This window comes from Nocardia sp. NPDC050408, assembly GCF_044458905.1.
Classification (GTDB): domain Bacteria; phylum Actinomycetota; class Actinomycetes; order Mycobacteriales; family Mycobacteriaceae; genus Nocardia.
Genome location: NZ_JBITIL010000005.1, coordinates 120,381 through 144,686 on the forward strand (window position 1 = coordinate 120,381; position 24,306 = coordinate 144,686).

Sequence of the window (24,306 nt, forward strand, 5' to 3'; positions counted from 1 at the left end):
ACCGGTGCTTGTGGTTGCGGCGCAGGGTATGGCGGACGCAGGTGGTGAGCTCAGGTCGTGGGGCTATCTGTACTTGCCGTTGCGGCGCAGGGTGTGGGGCCGCAGGCGGTTGAATCCGCGGACGCGCACGCTGCGCAGATTGCGGATATCGAACTCCGGATTCCCGTCCAGGGCGGCGGCGGCCTCGTCATCGACGAGAACGGTGCCGGGTCGGGCGACGCCGGTGAGCCGGGAGGCGATATTGACCACCGAACCGTACAGATCGCCGAAGCGCTGCAGCACCGGCCCATATGCCACGGCGACCCGCAGCTCCGGCGTGCCGCCGACCATCATCGTGCTCTCCTGGATGGCCAGCGCGATCCGGGCCGCATCGGCCGGATCCTCGGCCGCGAACATGACCTCGTCGCCGACATTCTTGATCACCCAACCGCCGTTCTCGGTGATCGCGGCGGTGGTGGTGGATTCGAATGCCTCCAGCAGCATGGACAGTTCGTCCGGATGCAGATGCCTGGTGAGCCGGGTGTAACCGACCATATCGGCGAAGCCGACCGCCAACTCGCGCACCGCCTCGCCCGCCGTGGTGCCCGGGTCGAGGGATCGGGCCAGGGCGGCGGCGAGGTGGCGGCGCCACGCGTAGGTATTGAGCTGTTCGAGCGTGGAGATGGCCGCCTCGGTCGCGGTGCGTGCGGTTTCGGCCAGATCGGTGCCGGGCGCGGCCTCGGCCATCCGAGCGCTGATTTCGGCCAGCACCACGTCGACCTGCCATTCGGCCAGGCGCGCCATACCCTGGCCGAGGGTGCGCGCGGTCGCGGCCTGCTGCCGTGAGTCCGCCGAGGCGAGCACATTGAGCGCGCGGAAATTGCGCACCGCGGCGATATCGGCATCGGCGTAGTCGACGGCGGCATCGTCGAGACCGGCCGGGAAGCCGAGTGCCATCCACAGCCGCTTGGTCAGGTCGGTGGTCGCCCCGGATTGTTCGGCGACCTCGGTTCGGTTGTAGCGGCGCGGTCCGTCGAGCAGATACGACTCCACGACCGACTCGACCAGCTCGGATATCTCGGTGGGAACCATGATCGCCTACATTACGGGTCGAGCGCGCGCCCATGGCGGCAACGGAGCAGGTGACAGTGGTGCCACCGTCGTGGCGGTCCGGGACTGTGATCGGTCACAATCAGCTCAGGTGCGGCCACTGTCTGGTCGGCGGCACACCTTGATCGTTCACGACCAACACCGGATACCAGCCCGGCGGCGCGAGTACCGGATTCGACGGCAGGGTGATGGTTACCGAATCCGGTGCGGTGCCGGTGAATTCGAGATCGATCGCGCGTTGCTCGTTATCCGCGGAGTGAGTGCACGCACCGGGGCGGACGAGATTCACCTCGCGCAGGGCGGGGCCGTTGTCGCGGTATCGGTCGCGCCACATCCTGGCATGATCCATCGGCGGTGCCGGTTGGTATTCTGGTGTCGGGTCGCGATGTGAACTACGGCTGCTGGTGCGGCAGTAGGGATTCCTTCGACCAAGTGAGGGTGCCCGCCGCTAAATCCGCGATAACGGCGTCGAGCCAACGCAATTCGGCCTCGGTGACCGCGCGTTGGTACTCGTCCTCCAGCATCACCACCCTGGGCAGTTGCATCGCGGCGGCCTGTTTCGCATCCGCGTCCATCTCGGCGAGCTCGGCGCGCACAGACTTTGCGCGCCGCTGCAGTTCGGTGCGCGCGCCTTCGGGTCCGAGCAGCATCAGGAACGACAGCGCCGCAGGGAATTCCGGATACTCGTTGCGCGGGTCGCCGATCATCTCGGCCAGCCAATTCGCGCAGGCCGCGCGGCCCGCGTCGGTGATTTCGTAGACGGTGCGCTCCGGATATTGCTGATCGCGGCCGGTTTCGCGGACCGTGACCAGTCCGGCCTCCTGCAGCCTGCCGATCGTCTTGTAGAGCGCTGCGCGCTGGGTGACATTGACGACCTTGTCCTTGCCCCACTCCTTGATCCGTCGCTGGATCGCATAGGGGTGCATCGGTTCCAGATGCAGGATGCCGAGCAGCGCCATCGCCAGGGGAGAGCGCTTGAACTGCGTCGATGCCGTCATACCGCTCATTCTAATGGTGTTTCGACAACTAGGTTCATACAAACTAGTTGCCAAGAAACTAGTTTGTATGCCACTATTGCTTCACCAGCGGAAGCCGCCCGAAAGGATCAAAAAAATGACCGCCAAGACCGCCACCCGCATCCACGTCGACCACGAGACCGCCAAGCGCCTCGGCAACTGGACCGACGCCGACACCTTCGACATCACCGCCCGCTACGGCAGCGTGGTGATCGACCTGCGCTCGCCGCAGATCACCGGCGGCGGCGAGATCGTCGTGCACGCCGATCTCGACCACGCCATGGTGAAACTGCTCGTCCCGGACGACGCCGTCATCGACCAGACCGAACTGCACTGGACCGGCCGCGGCCGGGTGAAGGATTTCGCGCGGCCCCAGAACGCGGCGGGTCGCGTCATCCGGCTCACCGGCACCAGCAACCGCAGCGAATTCCGGGTGCACCGTGCGGGTATCGCCGTGCTGTCGGCAATGTTCTCGCGGGAGTTCTTCGAGGATGTGCGCCGGGCGCATCGCGAAGGGGCGCACCCGACCGTTGCCGATCCGGCCAACGCGCCGCGTTGATGTCGGAACCGGAGTGCCCCGACCATATCTCTTGTGGTTGGGGCGCTTGGTATTTCAGCCTCCGCCGAGCCCGATCGTCAGATATTTCACGAAGAACTCGTTGTTGAGCGCATAGCGCGAGCGTCGCAGCCGGATCAGGGCGATGGCGTCATCGACCGAATGCCCCAGGTCGAGCAGCGTCTGCGCGACCACCAAACCCGAGCGGTTGTATCCGTACTGGCAGCGCACCATGACGCTGCGGTCGGCACGAACCGCGGCGGCGGCGATCCTGGCCAACGCGCGCGCCGCCGCCCGTTGCTCGGCGTGCAGTACCGCATCCGGAATGGCGAGGTGATGGTGTTCGACATCGGGTCCCGGCCCGTGCCCCTCGGCCTGGTACAGGCTGATCACCACATCGAATTCGGCCCCGACGATCGCGGGCACCCGCACGCCCTCGGCATTCCCGTAATGATGCCCACCCATCCACAGTTGCGGCACGATCTCGTTCCACGGCGCATCCGCATCCGGTGTCTGCACCCTGGGCGGCCGGTCCATCTGCACCATCGTCGCCTCCCCGCGTCTTCTTCTACGGTACCGCCGACCTATGCCACGGCAACGGCTACAGAAAACGCGTGGATGCGGCCCCTCGCCGTTCGGGGCAACCCGCTCGGGGGTCTGGCAATCTTCGAGTGAACGATGACCTTTAAGTGGTGCGAGTCCGGGTATGCGCCGAATATGGAACTTCTATTGGTACTCGTCGTGATACCGGTGATCGTCGCCATCGTGGTATTGCGGCGTAAACGTGCCGGGAAGCCGACGGACCCGGAAATGATCACCGGCAACGAAGGGCATCGCCATGTCGATGGATCCTGATCCCCGACGCACTCCCGATCTCGAGGCGGGTGGCGGCGTCAGCCCCGGCTCGACCCCGCCCGAGACGGCGCAGACCTCCGGCCTGTCCGCACCCGAACCGCGGACCAGTTGGCACTTCCCGCCGACCGGAGTCGGCTTCATCGCCATGGCCGCGGTACTGGCGATCCTGTTCATCGTGGTGGCGGTGTTGCTGGTGATAACGCTGGTCTGAACGCGGTGCCGCGGACTACCGCTGCCCGGTTGGTAGAACGCGTTCTAGACAGAATTGTCATTTTGTCTTACGCTCGGGTCATGACGACAGAGTTGTCTCATCGACCGAGCTTCGAGTTGAGATCCGCAGCGACTTGGCGCGACCCGTGGCAGATGTATGCCGAACTGCGCGCCCACGACCCCGTGCATCACGTTGTGCCCCAGGATGATCCGGCGAGCGACTATTACGTCCTGTCCCGCTATTCCGATGTGTATGCGGCGGCGCGGGATGTCGCGACCTTCTCCTCGGCGGGCGGTCTGACCGTCGACTACCGCGACCTCGGCGAGATCGGGTTGCCCGAACCGCGGCCGTTCGTCTTCACTGATCCGCCGGATCACACCACCTTCCGCAAACAGGTCATGAAGGGCTTCACGCCGCGGCAGGTGCGCTCGGTCGAACCGCAGGTGCGCGCGTTCGTCGTCGAGCGGTTGGAGCGGCTGCGGGCGGCGGGCGAGGGCGATATCGTCGTCGAACTATTCAAGCCGCTGCCGAGCATGGTGGTCGCACATTATCTCGGTGTGCCGGAACCGGATCGGCCGAAATTCGACGAGTGGACCGATCACATCATGACCGCCTCCGCGGGCGGCAGTCCGCTCGATGCCCAAGATGCCATCGGCGAATTGATGCAGTACTTCACCCAGTTGATCGAACGCCGGCGCGCCGAACCCGCCGACGATACGATCTCGCATCTGGTGGCTGCCGGGCTCGGCGCAGACGGCGACTATGCGGGCATCATCTCGATTCTCGGCTTCGCCTTCACCATGATCACCGGCGGAAACGACACCACCACAGGCAATCTCGGCGGCGCCGTGCAATTGCTGACCGAGCGGCCGGATCAGCGTCGGCTGCTGATCGAGAATCCGGCACTCATCCCGGATGCGGTCGAGGAGTTTTTGCGGCTCACCTCGCCGGTGCAGGGTTTGGCACGAACCATGACGCGCGACATCGAGATTCACGACACCACCATTCCGGCAGGACGTCGCGTGCTGTTGCTGTATGCCTCGGCCAATCGAGACGAACTCGAATTCGGTTCCAATGCAGGCGAACTCGATGTGCTGCGGCGGCCCAAGCAGATCCTGACCTTCAGTCACGGCAACCATCACTGTCTCGGCGCGGCGGCTGCGCGCATGGTCGCATGCGTCGCGCTGGAGGAATTGCTCTCGCGCTGCCCGGATTTCGTCGTCGATATCGACCGCGTGCGTTACGCGCCCGGCAGTTATGTGCGCTGGCCGGATCGTGTGCCGTTCCAGGTATCCCGATGACGGCGGCCTCGGGCGGGCCGGGAGATTGGTTGCGCCCCAAGCGCGCCGATATCGCGGCAGAGCAGATTCTAGATGCCGCTGCGCGGCTGTTCGTCGAGCGCGGTGTCACCAATACCGGTATGGGCGATGTCGCGAAGGCGGCGGGCTGCTCGCGCGCCACCCTGTATCGCTATTTCCCGAACCGTCAAGCGCTGCGAATCGCCTTCGTGCACCGCGAAGCTCGTCGGGTCGGCGCCGCGGTCGCCGAGCAGGCTCGCGAGATCGCCGATCCGGGGGAGCGCATTGTCGCGGTCATGCTCGCATCGCTGCGCGAGGTCCGCGCCGACCCGACGCTGATCGCGTGGTTCACCGCGGGTGATGCGGGCATAGCCAATGAAATCGGTCAATCCTCCGAGGTCATCGAGGCCATTGCCGCCGGGCTGCTGCCACCGACGGCCGATCCGGACCGCTTCCGACTGGCCCGCTGGTTGGCTCGTGTCATCATGTCGCTGCTCACCGCGCCCGGTCGCGACGAGGCGGATGAGCGGGTCATGCTGGAGCACTTCGTCGCACCGGTCGTCGTCGGCGCATTCGCGAACTGACATCCGCCGGATAGGCGGTGAGCGGACCGGCTCGCGCTCATTGAGGCCCGCGCCGAGGTGATCGCCGAACTCGCCAGACCTCCCGGCACTTGACTTGGAGCGCACTCCAAGTCGTAGCGTCGATGACGAAATCGTCGACCAAGGAGGAGAGTCCCGCATGATTCCGACCAGGAAGCTCGGTCAGTTGACCGTTGGTGCACAGGGTCTGGGCTGCATGGGTATGAGCCAGGCCTACGGCGTGCGCGATAACGACGACGAATCCATTGCCGCCATCCATCGTGCGCTGGATCTGGGCGTGACGCTGCTGGACACCGCGAATGTCTACGGCCCGGAGACCAACGAGCGACTGGTCGGCAAGGCTATCGCCGACCGCCGCGACCGGGTGGTGCTCGCGACCAAATTCGGCATCGTATGGGGCGAGGACGGAAGCATGGGAGCCCGTGGCGACGCCGCATATGTCAAGCAGAGCTGCGACGCCTCGCTGGCCCGGCTCGGTGTCGACCACATCGACCTCTACTATCAGCACCGCGTCGATCCGAATGTCCCGGTCGAGGAAACCTGGGGCGCGCTGTCCGAGCTGGTGCAGGCGGGCAAGGTGCGCTACCTCGGCATTTCGGAGGCTTCGGCGCCGACCATCCGCCGCGCGCACGCGGTCCATCCGGTGACCGCGCTGCAGAGCGAATGGTCGCTGTGGACAAGGGATATCGAGGCCGAAGTGCTGCCGACCTGCCGTGAGCTCGGCATCGGCATCGTGCCCTTCTCGCCGCTCGGCCGCGGCTTCTTGACCGGGGCCATCACCTCCACCGCCGATCTGCCCGCCGACGATATGCGCCGTCGCTTACCGCGATTCGCCGAGGACAACCTGGACAACAACCTCGCCATCGTCGCGGCGCTGCGCGAGCTTGCCGCCGAAAAGGGCATTACCGCAGGACAATTGGCGCTCGCTTGGGTGCAGAGCCGCGGCGACGATGTGGTTCCCATTCCGGGCACCAAGCGTCGCACCTATCTCGAAGAGAATGTGGCCGCCGCCGAGATCGTCCTGACCGCAGACGATCTCGCGCGCATCGATGCCGCCGCCCCCGCCACCGCATTCTCCGGCGCGCGCTATCCGGAACATCTCGCCAAGGTTGCCGGTCGCTGACGCGGTCGGTTCACGCCTCGCACACTGTCCGCACATCTCGCAAAACGACTCACCGCGTGAAACGCCGTGCCTCGAACACGAAGGTCTGCGAGGGCGTTTCGACCGAACGACTTTCCATGTCGAGGACATACATACCTGTTGTATTCGGTGTGGGAAATTGCTACGGTTGCGTTTTATTTGCGTTGACAGTGTGCGGTGGCTGGGCGCCAATGACGGTAGCTGCTCCCGACCTATATGGATCGAGCACTAGAAGATCTGCTACACGATCGAGTATTAGAAGATCTGATACACGACGGAACGAGGCAAGTCGATGAGGCCGACGCCGACCGCGATCGGATTTCTTCGTCAGGACGTGTCGGGCGATGCCAGGGACTGGGACATGGCCCAGATCCGTAAGTTGGCAACGCGATACGGATACGACCTTGCCGAGATCGTGCGGCTAGCGGACGCGGGTACGGAAATTCTCGCGGCATTGCGCGAGGTCATCCGCCGGACGGATGCGGAAGCGGTGATTATGCCGAATCTTGCGCATTTGGACGATCGACCGGAAGAACTTGTGCGGGCGTGCGACGTGATCACTGTCAACCCGGCGAATACCTATGCCCGACGTGCATTTCCCGAGGAAAGGGTGTGGTCTGATTAGACTGCGCTGGACGCGCCGTCTACGATCTTCGCGTTTGCTTGTCGTCAGCTGCTCCATCAGATCAAGTTCGATCAAAAGGAGAGGTATTCGTCATGGCAATTTCCCGGAAGATCGCGACAGCGTCGGTCGCTGTCGCCGCACTCGCCGCCGCATTCGTCGGAACTCAGCAAGCCGCGGCCGATCCGATTTCGGGTGGCTGCTCCGGCGGCCGATTCAGTTACAGCACAAGCCCGCTCGGGATGACGGTCGCGCCCGCCACGGCCACCTGGGACGGCAACCTCACCGGCTGCACGGGTACGCCTGCGTCCGGAGCAACCGTGAGTGGCACCTTCGATGGACGCGGTAGCTGCGCCGATGTCGACGGTCAGATCGACGGCAAGGTCTACTGGGCCAATGGTGCGGTCAGCCGGATCAGCGGGCCGTGGCATGTGGGGGGTGGTGTCGGCAGTTCGATGTCCAACACCGTGATCATTACCGATGGCCCCGGTGCGGGCGGGCGCCTGGTGGTCGAACAGGGGCCGATCGGCAATGTTCTGGCCATGGCGGGGTCGTGTATCGCGGGCGAGGCCCGCGGTGCCGACGTGCCGATCCTCGCGGCGCGTTTCAGCTGAACCGATGAATAAAACGGGTACCGGGCAGTGCGCCCGGTACCCGTTATTTTCAGATAATTGCCAGCGGCTGGTGCACCGGCAAATTCAGAAGCAGTAGGGGAACTTGCAGGTCGACGGGTCGTTCGGACCGAAGATAAGCGCGATCAGCCCATTGATGACGGTGTCCGCAACGCCCGATCCGGTGTTGATCGCCACCTCCTGTGCGGTGGCCGGCTGCTCGACGGCGGTCACCTCGGCCGACGCCGTCGCGGGTGTGCTGATCAGAACACCGGCGGTAACCGCCAGCAGAACCTTCCGGATCATATTGCTACCTTTCGCTTTCGGCTCATTACATCCTGCAGCCTAGCCAGGACGTCGAGGGCAGCAGTCCCCGCCAGCGGTGGGTACGAATGCTGGTCCTGACATGGCACGTCGACCGCTCGAGCCGCGAAATCTATATCCCGGCAATACATTCGCACCTACGTCGAGGATCCGGGCCTCACCGGCACCACCATCGCCCATGCCCTCGGCTGGTCCCGCGCCGAATCCAGCTCGCCCTCCAGAACTCCGGCACCACGCCCCGCGAACTCATCAAAGAAGAACGCCTCCGCCTGGCCTATCTACGGCTGCGGAATCCGGCATACCGGCGCTGGAGCATTTCCGCCATCGCCCCGGGACTCGGCTTCGACTCGGCCAGCGCCTTCAGCACAGCCTTCCGCCAACGCTTCAACGCCAGGCCCCGCGACATCCGTCAAGGCTGAGCGGGGAATCTTTGCCCTGTTCGTTGTGCGCGGGGGCGCAGGTGTGAACGCTTGCGGCGGTGGCCGACTCGCCGGGTGCAGCGGCCGGTCGGTCGATGCATACTGGCGGCCGTGCAGTTCGGGATCCTGGGGCAGGTGGAGGTGCGGGGAACCGATGGGACTCCGGTCGCGGTGGGCGGGCCGCAAGTGCGGTCGCTGCTGGCGGTTCTGGTGTCGGAGGCCGGGCGGGTGGTGTCTCGGGATCGGTTGATCGACGACCTCTATGGACAGCAGCCGCCGGGCGATGCCGGGCATGCGCTGCAGTCCCAGGTGTCGCGGTTGCGGCGCGCGCTGCGCGCCGCGGGTGCCGATGGTCTCGTGGAGTCCTCGGCGGCGGGCTACCGGCTCGCGGTCGATCCGGAGATGGTGGATATGCATCGGTTCCTTCGGCTCGCCGAGGAGGGGCGAACCGCGTTGCGCGACCGGGATTCCCTTGCCGCTGTCGCGTTGCTCGACCAGGCCGCCGGTGTGTGGCGTGGCGCGGCGCTGGCCGACGTGCGCGACGCGCCGTTCGCCGCCGCGGTGGTCGCCCGCCTCACCGAGGCATGGCTGGCGGCCCAGGAGGATCGTGCGGAAGCCGCGCTGGCGCTGGGTGATCACCGGGCGGTAGTCGCTACGCTGCCAGAACTCGTTGCCGCACAGCCGCTTCGGGAGCGGGCCAGGGCGCTGCTGATGCGCGGGCTCTACGCCGGCGGGCGGCAGGCGGAAGCGCTGGAGCTGTTCGAGCACGGGCGGCAACTGCTCGCCGACGAACTGGGCGCCGACCCCTGCGCCGAGCTGACGCAGGCGCACTTGACGATCCTGCGTGCGGACACCGTCGTCGCTACCACGATGCGCCGCCTACCCGCCCAGCTCACCAGTTTCGTCGGCCGAGACGACGAGCTGGCGCAGGTCGCGTCGTTGCTTGCCCGGGCCCGCCTGGTAACGCTCACTGGTCCCGGCGGTACCGGTAAGACCCGGTTGGCGATGGAAGCCGGCGCTCGGGTTCGGGGCGAGGTTTGTTTCGTGGATTTGTCGCCGTTGGTGGACGGCGCACAGGTGGCGCCGGAGATTGCGGTGACGCTCGGTGGCCGCGCGAGCGGCGATCACGAGGATGCCGAAGCTCGGGTGCGTGCCATGCTCGCCGACCGGTCGCAGTTGATCATTCTCGACAACTGCGAGCATCTGGTGCTCGATGCAGCCCGGCTCGTGCACCGGCTGTTGCGTGACTGTCCGGGCTTGCGGGTGCTGGCGACGAGCCGGGAAGCCTTGCGTATCACCGGCGAGACCGTACTCGCGATCGGGCAGCTGCCGGTCGCGGCTGCCGAGGCGGCACTGGCCGACCAACTCGGCTGCACCGCGGTCCGCCTGTTCGCCGATCGTGCCGCTGCCGCGCGGCCGGGATTCACCGTCGACGCGGGCACGATCGCGGCGGTGCGGCGCATATGCGAGCGGCTGGACGGGCTGCCGTTGGCACTGGAACTCGCTGCCGCCCGGCTGCGCACTCTCGACGTCGGCGAGATCGACGCGCGGCTCGCCGATCGGTTCCGGCTGTTGGCGCGCGGGGATCGCACCGCCGAACCACGCCACCGGACCCTGCAGGCGGTGGTGGAATGGAGCTGGGACCTGCTCGAACCGTCCGAACGCCTGCTGGCGCGACGCTTCGCCGTCTTCGCGGGCGGGGCCACCGCCGCCATGGTCGCATCCGTTTGCGAGCTCGATGACGCCGACGAACTGTTGGACGGCCTGGCCGACAAATCGCTGGTGGAAGTGCACAACGGCCGTTACCGGATGCTGGAGACCATCCGGGCCTACGGCTTGGCACGGTTGACCGAGGCCGGCGAGCGCGAACGGTTGCAACGTGCCCTCGCCGGTTTCTCGACCGAGCTGGCCGAGCGGGCTGATCCGCTGCTGCGCGGCCGGGAGCAGCTCGGCTGGCTGGCGCGGCTGACGGCCGAGCACGACAACATGCAGGCGGCACTGCGCTGGGCGGTGAGCATGGATCCCGCACTGGCACAGCGGTTCATCGCCGCCCATGCGTGGCAATGGTGGCTGCGCGGTTACTGGGGGGAGGCCGTCGAACTGGCCGCCAAACTGCTGCCCGCACTCGACCCGGCGGCGGACGTCGAGGAATACGCCTTCTGCGTGGCGGTCGCCGCGCGTGCCAGAACCGGGTCGCCGGTGCCGGTCACCCGGGCTGCCGCGGCCCTTTCCACCATAGAAAGACCCTTGCGGCGACCACATCTGGTGTTCCTGCTGGCAACTGTCGGCGGGCTGCTGGACCTGCCGTCGCAGCGGCAACATGTGCTGTTCGGTCCTGATCGCTGGTCGCAGTCCTTCGTGCGGCTCGGTACCGGACTGCGACATCTCATGTCCGGTGCGCCACTGCTCGCCGAGCCCGAATTACGCTGTGCCCTAGAGGATTTCCGCGCTACCGGCGACCGGTGGGCAATCGCGACCACGCTCGACAAACTCGCCGCGGTCGCCGACTGGCGTGGCGAACGCGAGGCCGCCCTGGACCTCATCGACGAGGCCGTTGTCCTGCAGACCGAGCTGGGCGCCGGCGATGACGCCGCTGACCTGCTCAACCGGCGCGGTGACATCCTCGCCCGCGGGTCCGCCGCGTGTCGTGATGATGCGGGTGCCGCTTACCGCCGCGCCGCGGAACTGGCCCGCGCAACAGGCGCAATGGACATGTACGCGAACGCACTACGCGGGCTCGGCGATCTCGCCCGGGTGGCGGGTGACCTGTCCGTCGCCCGGGAGTACTACGACACTGCCATCACTGTGTCCGGCAACGACACGTTCGGCGCGGCCGAGGCCCGGGCCCGCAGCCTCATCGGATCGGGCTGGATCTGGCTCGCGGAGGCGAATATCGAGCGTGCGCGGGCGGCGCACCGCGAGGCGTTCGAACTGGCGCGCGACCGATCGCGGCCGGTGGCCGCGGCAGCGGTGGAGGGCATGGCCGGGATCGCGGTGGCACTCGGTGCGACGATGCGGGGCGCGCTGTTGCTCGGTGCTGCCGACGCGCTGCGCGGCATGCCCGGGGCGTGTGACGGTGCGGTGGCCGACACCGCCGCAAGATGCCGAGCCGAACTCGGTGAACCGGAGGTCCGTGCGGCCCTCGAGCGTGGCGCCCGATATTCGGCCGAGGAGGTCACCGAGTTGCTCGGTGAGTGGTGGTGAGCCGATGGTGAGGGCACGGTGATCGCGGTGTCCGACGCTGTGTGCATGACAACAAGGCAGCAGTTCACCAGCAAGACCGTCCTCATCTCCGGCGCCAGCGTCGCCGGGCCGGCGCTCGCCTACTGGCTGGCCCGCTACGGGTTCACCGTCACCGTCGTCGAACAGGCGCCGACTCTGCGCGAGGGCGGCTACAAGGTCGACATCCGTGGTGTGGCAATGGAAGTCGTCGACCGGATGGGGCTGATGCCGCAAGTCCGCGCAGCGTCTACGGCGATGCGGGGCGGCGCCTGGGTCGACGATGCGGGCAAGAAGCTGGCAACGCTCGGACCCGAACTCATCGGCCTGCGCTCACCCGGCGACGACGAGATCTTGCGCGGCGATCTCGCCCACATCCTGTTCGACGCCACCAAGGGCGAGGTCGAGTACCTGTTCGGCGACTCGATCACCGGCCTGGTGCAGCAGGCCGATGGTGTAACGGTGCGGTTCCGCAACTCCGCGCCACGTGTATTCGACCTGGTGATCGGGGCCGACGGCATGCACTCGGCGGTGCGCAGGCTGGCATTCGGGCCGACCGAGCAATTCGCCCGGCATACCGGCATGGCCGCCTGTGTGATCTCGGTGCCCAACCACCTGAACCTCGACCACTGGGAACTGGTGCATCCCACACCCGGGCGCGTGGTGCAGGTGTACAGCACCCAGCGGACAACGGCCAAGGCCCAGTTCATCTTCCAGGCGCCGGCACAACTACCGGACAGACGCGACCGCGCCGCCCAGCAACAGCTGGTGACCGACGCGTTCGCCGATGCCGGTTGGGAGACACCGAGTCTGGTGCGCGCAATGCCGGAATCCCCGGACTTCTACTTCGATTCGGTCAGCCAGATCGATCTCGATCGGTGGTCCGACGGCCGCGTCGCGGTCGTCGGTGACGCCGCCTACTGTCCGTCACCGCTGTCCGGGCAGGGCACGAGCATGGCGCTGGTCGGCGCGTATGTCCTTGCGGGCGAACTGAAAGCAGCCGCGGGAGACCACCTCGTCGCGTTCGATCGCTACCAGCGCGCCATGCAGGATTACGTCACCGAGAACCTGACGCTGGGCTGGAACAATGCCACCCAGATGGTGGCGGCCGACCGGCGTGCGATCCGGACCCAGACCACCATGTTGCGCATGCTGCGGCACATGCCGTGGAAGGGCCTGGCCCTGCGGCCGATCATCAAGCCGCTGGAGCGCGCGGCCAACGCCATCCGGCTAGCGGATTACTGACCCCGTCGTCCCCTGCGCTGTTCCCGACTGCGGGACCGTATCTCCAACTGGTGCGTGAGGAGTACCACCGATGAATTTTGTGTGGATCCGTCGTCGATATCTCTGAATACACCGACAGCGGTGGGCCTGTGCTGGGACCGTTCCAGCGCGGGAAGAAACTTATGGAGGCAACGATGAGCGTCGACAACCCTGCGCACGAGCAAACGGTCTGGACAGGTGAGCAAGGCGCAGTGAACAGCCCCAGGGTGTTGGTGGCGGGGGCGAGCATCGCGGGGCCCGCGCTGGCCCACTGGCTGCATCGGCGGGGGGCCGAGGTGACCGTGGTGGAGCGGGCACCCGAGCTGCGTCCCGGTGGGCAGGCGGTGGACGCGCGCGGGGTGACCAAGGAGGTCATCCGGCGAATGGGGCTCGACGCGGCGGTGCGCGCGGCCCGCACCGAGACCGCCGGCGCGTACACCGTGGACGCGGATGGGAAAGTGCTGGAGACCTATCGCGCGGACGACGACGGCGGCGACGGGTTCATCTCGGAGATCGAGATCCTGCGCGGGGACCTGTCCCAGGTGCTCTACGACGACACCCGCGACGGCGTCGAGTACATCTTCGGCGACCGGATCGCCGAACTCACCCAGGACGCGGACGGGGTCGATGTGGCCTTCGAGGGCGGTGACCGGCGGCGTTTCGATCTGGTGGTCGGGGCGGACGGGCTGCACTCGGCGCTGCGCGCGATGGTCTTCGGGCCGCGTGAGCGGTTCGTCCGCCATCTCGGGCACGTGCTGGCCTTCTACAGTGTGCCCAACGAGTTCGGGCTGGACCGCTGGCTGATCGACTACCAGGAGTCCGGGCGCTCCGCCGGGCTGCGGCCGATCCAGGACGCCACCCGGGCGATGGCCATGTTCTCCTTCCCCTCAGCCGACCTCGACGTCGACTACCGCGACGTCGCGGCCCAGAAGCGCCTGCTGCGCGAGCGGATGGCCGGCATGGGCTGGTTGACCCCGGGCATCCTCGCGCACCTGGACGACACCCCGGACTTCTACCTCGACCAGGTCGCCCAGGTGGTGATGGACCGCTGGTCGAGCGGACGGGTGGTGCTGCTCGGGGACGCGGCGTTCAGCTCGTCACCGATGTCTGGGCAGGGCACCGGGCTGGCCATGGTCGGCGCCTACCTGCTGGCCGGAGAGCTGGCCGCCGCCGGGTGGAACCCGGAAGCCGGGTTCGCCGGCTACGAGCGGCGGATGCGCTCGTTCGTCGAGGCCAACCAGGAGATCGGCCGGTTGAACGCGCGCAGCCGCGACGTCCCCGGGCCGGACGCCGAGCCGAACATCGATTTCGACAGCGAATGGTTCACCGAACTGGTCGGGCGTGCGATCAACGGCGTCGAGCTGCCCGACTACGCAGGGGTGCCGGACTCCGGAGCCCTGGCTGGACCGCCGATCACCTCGTCGGCCAAGCCGTAGGTGTCACATATCGTGTCGAGAGGGACGACGCTTCGGTAGGCCACCGCTACGTCTTGTCGCCGCTCGTTGCGTGGTGGAGCCGGCCGTGACCGACCGGCACCACGATGTCAGTGGGCGATGCCGCCGGTGGCCGGGGTACGGCCGTGCTTCATTACCAGCGCGAGCGAGAGGGCGAGCACCGAAGCGGCCGCGCAGACCCAGAAACCCAACTGATAACCGTGATCACCGAACAGGTCCGGCAGCGGGGTGGCCGGTTGGGCTTGCCCGCCGACGCTCACCAGGGCGCTCATGCCGTTGTTGTGCAGAAATGCGGTAACGATGGCCAGGCCGATCGCGACTCCCATGGATTGCATGACACCGAGCATGCCGAGACTGATGCCCTGTTGTTCCTGTGGAACCGCATCGACCAGCAGGATTGGCATGCAGGCGTAATACATCCCGAATCCGATGCTGAAGATCGAGTTCACGATCAGGAAGTTGGTGGTGGTCAGCGGCAGCACCGCGAAGGCGAGCCCTGCACCGGCGAAGATGAACAGGGCGGCAACCAGCGGCAGTCGGGCGCCGACGCGCTTGGCCAGCAGACCTGACACCGCGCCGAAGATCATGGTGATCACCGAGCCGAGCAGCGCGATCCGGAAGGCGAACTCGAGCAGGGTGTACCCACTGCCGTAGGTGTACCCGGGATCGAGGCTGACCTGCACGGCCTCGGGCGGCAGCACCCGACCCGTCATCTCCTGGATCTTGGCCAACGTGCCCTGCTGGACGCCGGTGACGACGGTCGGCTCGGGTGGGGTCTGGGCCATGTAGGCAATGGCGTAGGAGACGATGCCGATTTGCAGGGACGCGAAGAGCGCACCGGCAAGCACCAACGCGACGCGCGGATGGAACAGCAGTTTCATGTCCATGACCGGTGTCGAGACGCGTTTTTCGACAACGACGAACAGTACGAGCAGCGCGATGCCCGCGATCAGCCAGGCCAGCGTGGTCGGCCTCGCCCAACCCCAGTCATGACCCTTGTCGACGTAGATCAGGGTGAGCGCGGCGCCACCGGACAGCAGCGCGGCGCCGACGACGTCGATCCGCTCGGACAACCGCAGCTCGGATTCGGGCACGATCAGCCACACCATCGGCAGCAGCACCAAGCTGAACGAAGCGAGTACCCAGAAGATCGCACGCCAGCTGTAGTTGTCGACCAGGTAGCCGCCCAGGATCGGGCCCGCGATGGAGGCGACACCGAAACCGGTGGCCGTGAAACCGAGTGCGAGGGGCACCATGTCGCGCGGCATCAGGTCTCGGATGAGGCCGTAGGCGATCACCGCGGTCGCGATGGCGGTGGCCTGCAGGCAGCGACCGAACAGGAAGACGGCCCAGTTCGAGGTGGTCGCGTCGAGCACGCAGCCGATGACGAACAGCACACCGCAGATGAGGAACATCCGCTTCTTGCCCCACACGTCACTCATCTTGCCGATCAATGGAGACGCGGCCGCGCCGACCAACCCGAACACGATGATGGCCCAGTTGATGTTGGCCCCGACGCCGGGGAAGCTCGGCGCGATCTTCTGTAGTGCCGCCGCAACGATCGTGTACTGCATCGGGGCGATTTCGGAGAACAGGACGATCACCGTCAGAACCGTGAAAATCCTTGTGCGCGAGGCACCGTCGAGCCGACCGGTGTCATCGTCGTTGTCGAGTTGAGAGGTACTGGTGGACATGGCCACGCTCCGTTGTTCGGGAACTGCGTTCGAGATGGTCGATCAGAAGGGTCAGTAGATATAGGCGGTGTGGGGGAGATCGGCGACCGAGGTGCCTACCTGGACGGTGAACTCGCCGGGCTCGGTCTCCCAGCCGGCTGGTCCCCAATGCTGGAAGGCGCGCTCGGGCAAGGGGATCGCTACGGTCCGGGATTCGCCTGACGCCAGGGTGACGGCGGTGAAGCCGGCCAGCCAGCGGACCGGTCGATCCACGGCACTGTCCGGGCGTGAGAGGTAGACCTGGACGACCTGTTTGCCTTCGCGATCTCCGGTGTTGGTCACCGTGATCGAGACGGTGCGCCCTTCGACGACCAGATCGTCGGTCGACCAGGTCGTGTAGCCGAGGCCGTGGCCGAAGGGGTAGGCGGGTTCGGTCCCTGCCCGCAGCCACGCGCGGTAACCGATGTGGATGCCTTCGGTGTAGTCGAGGACGCCATCGACGGGTGTGGTGTTCAGGACCGGGACGTCGGCCATGGTCTTCGGCCAGGTGGTCGGCAGCCGGCCGCCGGGTTCGGCCGTGCCGGTGAGCACGTCGGCCAGCGCCGCGCCGAACTCCTGGCCCGGGAACCAGGCCAGCATCACCGCGGCGACCTCGTCGCGCCACGGCATCTCCACCGGCGCACCGGAATTCACCACCACGACGGTGCGCGGGTTCACCGCCGCGACGGCGGCGACCAGGTCGTCCTGACGGCCGGGCAGTCGCACGGAGGTGCGGTCGACGCCCTCGCTCTCGATCTGCTCGGTCGTGCCGACCACGACCACGGCCACCTCGGCCGCGCGCGCCAGTTCGATCGCGGCCGCGAACTCCTCGTCGTCAGCGCGCTGAGGCCGCCGGATACCGAGGGTCGCGCCGAGAATGATGCCGAGGCCGGGCATCGCCTCCTCGATGCTGGTCACGAGCCGTACTTCGACCTCGTCGCCGACGGCGAGGGTTCGGGTCACGTGACGTTGAGGCGGGTTGAGCAGCGCCGCGGCCGGATCGCCGGAATCCAGCGGCACGTTCTCGTCCAGTACGGTCTCGCCGTCGATGTCGAGCCGGATGTGGCCGACGCCGCCGAAACCGATCTGCCAGTCACCGGCCATGTCGGCCCGCAGGCGGGTGCGCATCTCGACCATGTTCGATCGTGCGGCCAGCGGTTCGCCGAGCAGCACGAGGCGGCTGGTGGTGCGGTGCTGGGTGCCGAGCACGGCGTCGTCTTTCAGGTACCGCGCGGATAGGCCCGGTTCGCCGGTCGCGGGATCGGTCATGATCGCCACAGGGGCCGGAATCAGGTCCTCGGATAGGTGGACGCCCGCGGTGTGGGTCAGCGGCAGCCGGCCGGTCAGGCCCTGCACCGGGGTGGTGGTGTGGCCGGGGATCACGGTCGCGCTGCCACCGCCGAGAAAGCGGGGTTCGCCCGCCGACGGGCCCAGCAGGGCGACCGCCGTGTCCGGTGCCAGGGGCAGGAGGCCGTCGTTGCGCACCAGAACCATCGCTTGCGCGGCGACCCGGCGGACCAGATCCTGTGCTTGCTCGTCACTGAAAACCGGTGTGGGCTGCGGGGTTCCGTCCAGGGCACCGACGCGCTGGGCGAAGCGCAGGATGCGGCGCACCTTGTCGTCGATGGCATACTCGGCGATCTCGCCCGCGCGCACGGCGGCGGCCAGCGGTTCACCCCACAGGTGCGGCGGCCCGGGCATGCACAGGTCGGTGCCCTGCGCCGCGCTCTCGGTGGTGCGGACTGCGGTCCAGTCCGAGACCACCACGCCGTCGAATCCCCATGTGCCTTTGAGTGGTTCGTCGAGCAGGGGGTTCTCGGTCATGGTGGTGCCGTTGACGGAGTTGTAGGCGTCCATGATCATCCACGCCCCCGCCTCGACGGTGCGCTCGAACGGGTAGAGGTACAGCTCACGCAGTGCCCGGTCGTCGACGCGGACGTCGACGGTGAAGCGATCGGTCTCGGAATCGTTGGCCACGTAGTGCTTCGGGCACGCGCTGACCCCGTGCGCCTGCACGGCCCGCACGTAGGCATGGGCCATCTCGGCGGTGAGTAGCGGGTCTTCGGAGAAGCACTCGAAATGCCTGCCGCCCAGCGGGGAACGGTGCAGGTTCATCGTCGGGCCGAGGACCGCGTAGACGTCTTTGCGGCGGGCCTCGGCGGCGATGAGGGCACCGATCTCGGTGAGCAGCGCCGGATTCCAGGTCGCGGCGATCGCGGTGCCCGAGGGCAGGCTCACCGACGGATCGCGCTCGTCCCAATTCTCGCCACGCACACCGGAGGGTCCGTCCGAGACCGGCATCTCGGCGAGGCCGATCGAGGAGTCACCGGCCATCCGGAACAGGCTCGCGCCGGAGATCAGTCGCAGCTTGCCGTCCAGATCCAGCTTGGCGAGTAGTTTCTCGATGTCGTCTTCCATGAAAAATGCAGCCTTTCGGTCAGCGGGTGATGGTGCTGGCTTGATCGGACCAGTGGGGGTTGTGCAGGAGCTCGCCGGTGTTGGCGAGGAACGCGCCGCGGGCCGCGGAATCGCCGCGCAATCGGTCCATGAACCAGGCGGTCAGGTAGCCGAGGTAGCGGTAGACGCCCTCGGTGCAGCTGAAGTTGGTGCAGTCCGGCTGGCCCTGGACGTCGTTGTGCTGGGCGCCGACCACCGCCGCGCGGGCCTTGGGTAGTCCAGGGGGCAGCGCGTCGTAGTACGCCTGCATCGACTGTGCCCCGATCAACTCCGGCGGGGCCGGCTGAGTCACGGGCGAGATGCCGTCGGCCGAACCGTTCACCAGCAGCACCGAACCCGAGCTCACCGCGGTGGGGTCGATACAGGCGCTCTGGCCCTCGACGGACGGCAGCGACGCGCAGACCGCCGACAACGGCATCTCGAGAGTCACCGCGGTGCTGACGGCGCCGCCACCGCGCGCGAGCGCGTTGATCGCGCCGAGACCACCCTGCGAATGCCCCGTCGCCCCGGCCCGGCCGGTGTCGATCTTGCCCCTGAAGATGCTGTTCGGGTCGCTGTTCTGGCGGGCCAGATACAGCACCGCGTCGAGCATCTGAATGCCGGTGCCGGTGTCGGTCCGGTCGGCGGCGATGACCACGAATCCCCACGACGCGAGGTGCGAGAGCAGATACGCGTATTCGCGAGGGTGGGCCATGGTGCCGTTGCCCCAGGTGATGACCGGATGGACGACGCCGCCCGCCCCGAGATCGGCCGGATACCAGATGTCGTAGCTGTCGCCGGTCGACGTGCAGCAGTCGACACCGGTCCGCTCGGCCACCGCCCAGGGGCCCGGCGCGTAATAGGTGGCTTCGACCTGGCCGGAGGGCTGGAAGGACGGTGTCGCCGCCCCCGGTGTCACCCCGGTCGCCGCGGCGACGAGCAGCGCGAGGAAGGTCAGCGCAACACGGGCGCCGTTGCGCGGGCGCCGATCGGACAAGACGAAGTTGTTGCTCACGATGTCGGACGATAGGGAGACAAATGGCTGCGCAAGGCGGGCAGCGCGGTCTTGCAGACTCGTTGCAGACACCCGCGTAGCAAAATACCGGCGACGTATTCTCGAAGCGATGAACGAGTCGGCCCGCACCGCCGCGGACCTCGCATGAGCGAGCGCAGTGAGCGAGCAGTAGGTACAGCCGAGCCCTCGCTCGTGGCGGAGCCGAGCGCTAGCGAGGTGGAGTCATGAGCGAGCGCAGTGAGCGAGCAGTAGGTACAGCCGAGCCCTCGCTCGTGGCGGAGCCGAGCGCTAGCGAGGTGGAGTCATGAGCGAGGTCGGCTCGGCGCTGCGTGTCGCACGAACGGCTGCGGGGATCAGCCTGCAAGGCATGGCCGCGCGCACGAACTATTCCAAGCCGTACCTGGGCCAGCTCGAGACCGGCGCCCGCGCGGTGCGTGCCGAGCACGTAGCCGCCTACGAGTCGGCGCTGGGTATGCCGCTGGCTCACCTGCGCGTCCGGCTGACCGTCGAATCGGTCAGCGAGCTCGACGATCTGCCCAGCCAACTGTCGTCGCTGCTGTTGCCGCCCGTCGCGCACACGCGCGCTCGGCACCCCACCTTCGCTGTGACCGAGTTGGCGGCCGCCGAGCAGCTCGCGGCCTGGGCGCGTAGCAGGCAATGGGGCGACGGGCAGACGCCGCGCCGCGCCGTCACGGCATGGCTGGCCGCGAATCTGTCTCGATTGCAGCAGCTTTCGGACTCGAACAGGTATGGACGCGCCCTGCGGGTCGGCGCGGAGCTGGCCGATATCGCCGCCGCCATGAGCTGGGACGTGGAGGACATCACCGCCGCGCGCCGGTACTCGGTCGTCGCCGCGCGGCTGGCCCACGCCGCGGGGGACTCGCTGCTGACCGCGGCGATCCTCACCGAGTCGACCTGGCAGCTCCTCGACAGCGGTAGGCCGGCGGAGGGACTGGAGATAGCTCAGCTCGCCCAATATCTGGCGCGTCGGACGGCGACGCCGCTGCTGCGGGTCGCCCTCGCCGAGTTGGAGGCGTACGCGCACGGCATTCTCGGCGAGCAGGCCGCGTTCCAGCGCGCGATCGTCGTAGCCGCGGAATGCCGTTGCGAAGCCGCCGAGACCGCGGCCGGTGATCGCGCCGCCGACCGCAGCCTCACCGCGGCCACGATCGGGATGCTCCTCGGACCACGCCGGGACTGGCCGGGGCCGGGGCAGCAGTGGCGGCTACTCGGCAAAAGTTACCGTCAGCTCATCGCCACCCGACCCGACCTGGCACGGATCGCCTTCGGCGATGTTCACCCTCCGGTGGCACAGGAATTCGTGACACCGGCGATGGCCGCGATCTCCTCCGCCCGCCTGCAGTTGATGCTCGGCGAGCCCGAACACGCGGCCGAGCAGGTCGGTCCGGTGTTGTCGCTGGACGGCCGCCCCACCGGCCGCACGGTCGCCCGGCTGTCGGACTTCTGGCACGAGTCGGTCGAATTCGCCACGGTCCCGGCAGTCGGCGAGGTGCGCACCACTATCCGCGAGCTGGTCGCGCCCGCCTGAGTTCACGTACTCAGCCGGCCGCTGTCGCGCCGTGCTGGGTGATCAGCAGGCCGATGATCCCGGACTCCTGGCTCTGCGTGCTGATCATGTCGCGGGCCGCCTGTTCGACCGGGCCGCCGGTCGCCAACTGGTCGAACGTCTGGGCCATGGCGACTCCGCCCTGGTGGTGGCGATACATCAGGCGTAGAAACAGCGTTTCGGCCTCGGCGCCGTGTGCCCGAGTGAGGGCGTCGAGGTCGGCGCGGGTAGCCATGCCGGGCATGGTCGCCGGCGCGGCGCTGTGGTGACCGGAGGGCATCCACGACATCGGGTGCGGGTTGGTCGGGGTCGCCCCGGCCAACCGGAGCCAGCCGAGCATCATGCCGATCTCCAGGCGCTGGGCATCGGCGATCTGGTCGGCCAGCCGCCGTACGGTGGGGTCGATATCGGGGGCGAGGCGCTCGACCAGGATCAGCGCCTGCTGATGGTGGCCGGTCATGTCTTGTACGAAGCCGATCTCGGTGGACGTCAATATTGGTGCGGCAGTGGCGGTCTCGGGGACCACAAGCGGGCGTACGGCCGCGCCGAGCACCAGCAGGAGCAGGATCGACGCGGCGCCCGCAGCGCCGAGCAGCACTCCTCGGCTCATGCCCGCGCCTCGCTGACGCTCGGCTCCGCCATGCGCACGGCGCGCTGGCACATGATTCGCGCCCACCCGTCGCCCGGCCAGCGCCCCTCATCGAATCGCTCCGCGATGCTGTACTCAACTAGTTCGCTCATGAGCCAACCGTCGAGTGCTGGTCGGCGGGTGGGGTGTACACCTCGGGGGACAACTCCAAGGTGAGCAGCCCGTTGTCGGCACAGGCGGCCCAGAGCTGATTGCCGCGCCACTCGGGAGCGGAGAAGCACCAGTCGGTGGAGAGGTCGCCGAAGGTCACGTCGCCGGTGCGCGAGCTCTGTGCCTGCTCGGGATCGAAGGCGCCCGACTCGACGGCCTGCATCACCGAGGGCGCGCTGAGCAGCGGAACTCCGATGATCGAGGCGAGCGCGTGCGGGGAGTTCCACAGCTCGCTGTTCTGACCGGTACGCGCGGGCGGGTTGTAGTAGGCGATCTCGCGCACATGGAACGGGTCGCGCACGTCGAACACCCGGATGCCGGAGGAGATCCAGCCACATGCGAGCGCGGTGGGGTTCACCGGGCGGTCGGCGGAGCAGTAGTGGGCGTCGTAGGCGAACAGTGAGCCGCCCATGCTGGATGCCATCGCACTGTCGCGGTGCTGTGGCAGGTTGATCTCCAGCTTGATCGTGTTCACTACGCGCGGATGTGTGTCGTCGGAGATATCGATGAGTTTGACGCCGCCGGATCCGGCCTCGTCGGCGCTGAACAGGTAGGGCACCCCGTGATAGGTGACGGGGACGTTCTGCTGGGTCGCCCAGCCGTCGGTCCAGGTCAGCTGGGCAAGGATCGGCACTTGCGGATCGGGATCGCGCCGCTGCACCGCGGAGGTGTCCAAAATGGTCAGCCCGCCCATGTTGTTGGCGAGATACAGGCGGTTGCCGTCGGCGCGCAGGCCCATACCGTGCATGGACTGGCCCGGCATGCCCTGCCAGATCACGCGGGGGTCGGACGGATCGGTCAGGTCGATAGCGCTGACGATCCCAGGGATGACGCCCGAGGCCCAATAGGTGCGGCCATCGGGAGAGAATCCGCCTTCGTGTGCCGTGATCGGGACCGGCAGGGTCAGATCGGTGCCGGGGCCCGGGTTCAGCAGGCGCGGGTGTGCGCAGTCGGAGATGTCGTAGACCGAGATCAGCCCGGCCCCGGTGAATGCGGGAACTCCCGTGCCCACCAGCAACTTTCGCGCGGTGTTGACCTTGAGGCTTTCCCAGGTTCCCGCCAGCATGGCCGGTTCGGTGAGCGTGGCGGTGAGCACCGGGTTCGCTGGATCGGCGACGTCGACCACCTGCACGCCCTGCGCCGGACCGAGCAGATTGCCGGGGAAGAAGCTGCCCAGATAGACGCAGTGCTCGAACTGAGTCGAGGTGATCCCGGCGCCGCGGCCCGCATAGCCGCCGATGCGGCTGATGTTGCACCGGTAACCATGTGTGCTGCTGCGGCTGTCGCGTTCGCCGGCGGGTACGTCGCCTTGCAGACCGGGTTCGGGTAGCGCGTCGCCCGCGCAGGTGGCGCGGGCGACGGCGGTCTCGGCGATGTCGCGGTTTTCCAGCACGACCCCCACGGAGTCGGGCTGTGCGATGCCGCTGGCGGCGGACACCAGCAGCACGGCCGCCGCCACGGCGAGCAGGCGGCGATAGCAAGTTCTCATGTCGTACTTTCGTGGTGGACGGCCAGGGTGACCAGTGCCGCGGCGGTCTGGCGGCAGAATTGTTCGCCGTCCTCGTCGCCGCGGGTGAGGGCGCGCAGCAGCGTTGCGCCGCGCAGGAATTCGAAGATCAGGTCGGGATCGCAGCCGGGGGAGACCTGACCGGAGTCGATCGCCGCGTCGATGGTGGCGCGCAGCGCGACCCGGGCGAGGCCCTCGCCGCGTTCGCGCAGCCTGCGGTAACTCTGCTCGTCGTCGTGGTAGGCCGAGAGCAGGCCGGGGATGCCCGACCGGGCCGCGGGATGGGTGGCGGCGGCGAAGAACAGGCGGGTCCACGCGAGCAGATCCGCGCCGATATCGCCCGTCGGCTGCGGGACGATGCCGGTGTCGAGGGCGAAGATCGCGTCCTCGACGAGGTGGATCTTGTTCGGCCACCGACGGTAGATCGAGGTGGCGACGACACCGGCCCGCCGCGCGACCCCCTGGATGGTGGTGGCCTGAAAACCTTGCTCCACCAGCAGTTCCTGGGTGGCGCGTAGCACCTGATCATCCAGTTGCGGGTCCCGAGGGCGGCCCGGTCCCGGTCGGGCCTCGTGGCGTTCACTCACCGA

25 protein-coding genes are annotated in these 24,306 nt (G+C 67.5%); 13 read left to right on the plus strand and 12 right to left on the minus strand.

Going from position 1 to position 24,306, the window contains the following annotated elements; all coding sequences use genetic code 11:
• Nucleotides 1-63: 63 nt before the first annotated feature.
• The 3 genes from ACIBJI_RS17165 to ACIBJI_RS17175 all read right to left on the minus strand — a co-directional run bounded on the left by ACIBJI_RS17165 (nt 64) and on the right by ACIBJI_RS17175 (nt 2,087).
• Nucleotides 64-1,071: an adenylate/guanylate cyclase domain-containing protein gene (locus ACIBJI_RS17165; RefSeq protein WP_397084826.1), complete on the minus strand. Its 1,008-nt coding sequence runs from the start codon at nt 1,069-1,071 to the stop codon at nt 64-66.
• Between the two features lie 100 nt (nt 1,072-1,171).
• Nucleotides 1,172-1,423, minus strand: a complete 252-nt coding sequence (locus tag ACIBJI_RS17170) for a galactose oxidase early set domain-containing protein (RefSeq protein WP_397084828.1) — start codon at nt 1,421-1,423, stop codon at nt 1,172-1,174.
• Between the two features lie 58 nt (nt 1,424-1,481).
• Nucleotides 1,482-2,087: a PadR family transcriptional regulator gene (locus ACIBJI_RS17175; protein WP_364347216.1), complete on the minus strand. Its 606-nt coding sequence runs from the start codon at nt 2,085-2,087 to the stop codon at nt 1,482-1,484.
• A 115-nt stretch (nt 2,088-2,202) separates the two neighbouring features.
• On the opposite strand from ACIBJI_RS17175, the gene ACIBJI_RS17180 reads away from it, so the two are divergent.
• A complete protein-coding gene (locus tag ACIBJI_RS17180) occupies nt 2,203-2,664 on the plus strand; it encodes a hypothetical protein (RefSeq protein ID WP_397084830.1) in 462 nt (153 codons plus the stop codon).
• 54 nt (nt 2,665-2,718) lie between these two features.
• Here ACIBJI_RS17180 and ACIBJI_RS17185 read toward each other — a convergent pair whose 3' ends face one another.
• Nucleotides 2,719-3,207 (minus strand): hypothetical protein, encoded by a 489-nt coding sequence (locus tag ACIBJI_RS17185; RefSeq protein WP_364347220.1) that lies wholly within the window; start codon nt 3,205-3,207, stop codon nt 2,719-2,721.
• Nucleotides 3,208-3,378: 171 nt separating this feature from the next.
• On the opposite strand from ACIBJI_RS17185, the gene ACIBJI_RS17190 reads away from it, so the two are divergent.
• From ACIBJI_RS17190 to ACIBJI_RS17220, 7 genes are all read left to right on the plus strand, one after another.
• A complete protein-coding gene (locus ACIBJI_RS17190; protein ID WP_364347222.1) occupies nt 3,379-3,516 on the plus strand; it encodes a hypothetical protein in 138 nt (45 codons plus the stop codon).
• A complete protein-coding gene (locus tag ACIBJI_RS17195) occupies nt 3,500-3,727 on the plus strand; it encodes a DUF6480 family protein (protein WP_364347224.1) in 228 nt (75 codons plus the stop codon). Before ACIBJI_RS17190 ends, ACIBJI_RS17195 begins: the two co-directional genes overlap by 17 nt.
• An 80-nt stretch (nt 3,728-3,807) precedes the next feature.
• Nucleotides 3,808-5,028, plus strand: coding sequence for a cytochrome P450 (locus ACIBJI_RS17200; RefSeq protein ID WP_397084832.1), 1,221 nt, complete (start codon nt 3,808-3,810; stop codon nt 5,026-5,028).
• A complete protein-coding gene (locus tag ACIBJI_RS17205; protein WP_397084834.1) occupies nt 5,025-5,609 on the plus strand; it encodes a TetR/AcrR family transcriptional regulator in 585 nt (194 codons plus the stop codon). The genes ACIBJI_RS17200 and ACIBJI_RS17205 overlap by 4 nt, the downstream gene beginning before the upstream one ends.
• A gap of 157 nt (nt 5,610-5,766) precedes the next feature.
• The gene (locus ACIBJI_RS17210) at nt 5,767-6,750 is read left to right on the plus strand and encodes an aldo/keto reductase (protein WP_397084836.1); all 984 of its coding nucleotides are present in this window, start codon (nt 5,767-5,769) and stop codon (nt 6,748-6,750) included.
• 310 nt (nt 6,751-7,060) lie between these two features.
• Nucleotides 7,061-7,393: a hypothetical protein gene (locus tag ACIBJI_RS17215; protein WP_364347233.1), complete on the plus strand. Its 333-nt coding sequence runs from the start codon at nt 7,061-7,063 to the stop codon at nt 7,391-7,393.
• Nucleotides 7,394-7,485: 92 nt separating this feature from the next.
• Nucleotides 7,486-8,004 (plus strand): hypothetical protein, encoded by a 519-nt coding sequence (locus ACIBJI_RS17220; protein ID WP_364347235.1) that lies wholly within the window; start codon nt 7,486-7,488, stop codon nt 8,002-8,004.
• Between the two features lie 84 nt (nt 8,005-8,088).
• On the opposite strand, the gene ACIBJI_RS17225 is transcribed toward ACIBJI_RS17220, so the two are convergent.
• Nucleotides 8,089-8,307, minus strand: coding sequence for a hypothetical protein (locus tag ACIBJI_RS17225; RefSeq protein WP_364347237.1), 219 nt, complete (start codon nt 8,305-8,307; stop codon nt 8,089-8,091).
• Between the two features lie 86 nt (nt 8,308-8,393).
• Here ACIBJI_RS17225 and ACIBJI_RS17230 point away from each other — a divergent pair, with 86 nt between their 5' ends.
• The 4 genes from ACIBJI_RS17230 (at nt 8,394) to ACIBJI_RS17245 (ending at nt 14,662) form a co-directional block, all read left to right on the plus strand.
• Nucleotides 8,394-8,744 (plus strand): helix-turn-helix domain-containing protein, encoded by a 351-nt coding sequence (locus ACIBJI_RS17230; protein ID WP_397084838.1) that lies wholly within the window; start codon nt 8,394-8,396, stop codon nt 8,742-8,744.
• 111 nt (nt 8,745-8,855) lie between these two features.
• Nucleotides 8,856-11,948, plus strand: coding sequence for a BTAD domain-containing putative transcriptional regulator (locus ACIBJI_RS17235; RefSeq protein WP_397084840.1), 3,093 nt, complete (start codon nt 8,856-8,858; stop codon nt 11,946-11,948).
• Between the two features lie 45 nt (nt 11,949-11,993).
• Nucleotides 11,994-13,208, plus strand: coding sequence for an FAD-dependent monooxygenase (locus tag ACIBJI_RS17240; protein ID WP_397084842.1), 1,215 nt, complete (start codon nt 11,994-11,996; stop codon nt 13,206-13,208).
• 173 nt (nt 13,209-13,381) lie between these two features.
• Nucleotides 13,382-14,662 (plus strand): FAD-dependent monooxygenase, encoded by a 1,281-nt coding sequence (locus ACIBJI_RS17245; RefSeq protein WP_396959341.1) that lies wholly within the window; start codon nt 13,382-13,384, stop codon nt 14,660-14,662.
• Nucleotides 14,663-14,769: 107 nt separating this feature from the next.
• Here the strand turns inward: ACIBJI_RS17245 and ACIBJI_RS17250 are convergent, their stop codons facing one another.
• Genes ACIBJI_RS17250 through ACIBJI_RS17260 form a run of 3 tightly spaced genes read right to left on the minus strand, consistent with a single transcriptional unit; the run spans nt 14,770 to nt 19,843 of the window.
• Nucleotides 14,770-16,374, minus strand: a complete 1,605-nt coding sequence (locus ACIBJI_RS17250) for an MFS transporter (protein WP_396959339.1) — start codon at nt 16,372-16,374, stop codon at nt 14,770-14,772.
• Between the two features lie 51 nt (nt 16,375-16,425).
• Nucleotides 16,426-18,810, minus strand: coding sequence for a beta-glucosidase (locus tag ACIBJI_RS17255; RefSeq protein WP_397084844.1), 2,385 nt, complete (start codon nt 18,808-18,810; stop codon nt 16,426-16,428).
• Between the two features lie 19 nt (nt 18,811-18,829).
• On the minus strand, nt 18,830-19,843 hold the full coding sequence (locus tag ACIBJI_RS17260) for a hypothetical protein (RefSeq protein WP_396959335.1): 1,014 nt from the start codon (nt 19,841-19,843) through the stop codon (nt 18,830-18,832).
• Between the two features lie 304 nt (nt 19,844-20,147).
• Between ACIBJI_RS17260 and ACIBJI_RS17265 the strand changes: the two genes are divergently transcribed.
• Nucleotides 20,148-21,392: a helix-turn-helix domain-containing protein gene (locus tag ACIBJI_RS17265; protein WP_397084846.1), complete on the plus strand. Its 1,245-nt coding sequence runs from the start codon at nt 20,148-20,150 to the stop codon at nt 21,390-21,392.
• Between the two features lie 10 nt (nt 21,393-21,402).
• Here the strand turns inward: ACIBJI_RS17265 and ACIBJI_RS17270 are convergent, their stop codons facing one another.
• Genes ACIBJI_RS17270 through ACIBJI_RS17285 form a run of 4 tightly spaced genes read right to left on the minus strand, consistent with a single transcriptional unit; the run spans nt 21,403 to nt 24,303 of the window.
• A complete protein-coding gene (locus ACIBJI_RS17270; RefSeq protein ID WP_396960581.1) occupies nt 21,403-22,020 on the minus strand; it encodes a DUF305 domain-containing protein in 618 nt (205 codons plus the stop codon).
• Nucleotides 22,017-22,151, minus strand: coding sequence for a hypothetical protein (locus ACIBJI_RS17275; protein WP_396960579.1), 135 nt, complete (start codon nt 22,149-22,151; stop codon nt 22,017-22,019). The genes ACIBJI_RS17270 and ACIBJI_RS17275 overlap by 4 nt, the downstream gene beginning before the upstream one ends.
• Nucleotides 22,148-23,698, minus strand: a complete 1,551-nt coding sequence (locus ACIBJI_RS17280; RefSeq protein WP_397084848.1) for an LVIVD repeat-containing protein — start codon at nt 23,696-23,698, stop codon at nt 22,148-22,150. Before ACIBJI_RS17280 ends, ACIBJI_RS17275 begins: the two co-directional genes overlap by 4 nt.
• Nucleotides 23,695-24,303: a TetR/AcrR family transcriptional regulator gene (locus ACIBJI_RS17285; protein ID WP_364347261.1), complete on the minus strand. Its 609-nt coding sequence runs from the start codon at nt 24,301-24,303 to the stop codon at nt 23,695-23,697. Before ACIBJI_RS17285 ends, ACIBJI_RS17280 begins: the two co-directional genes overlap by 4 nt.
• Between the last annotated feature and the right edge of the window lie 3 nt (nt 24,304-24,306).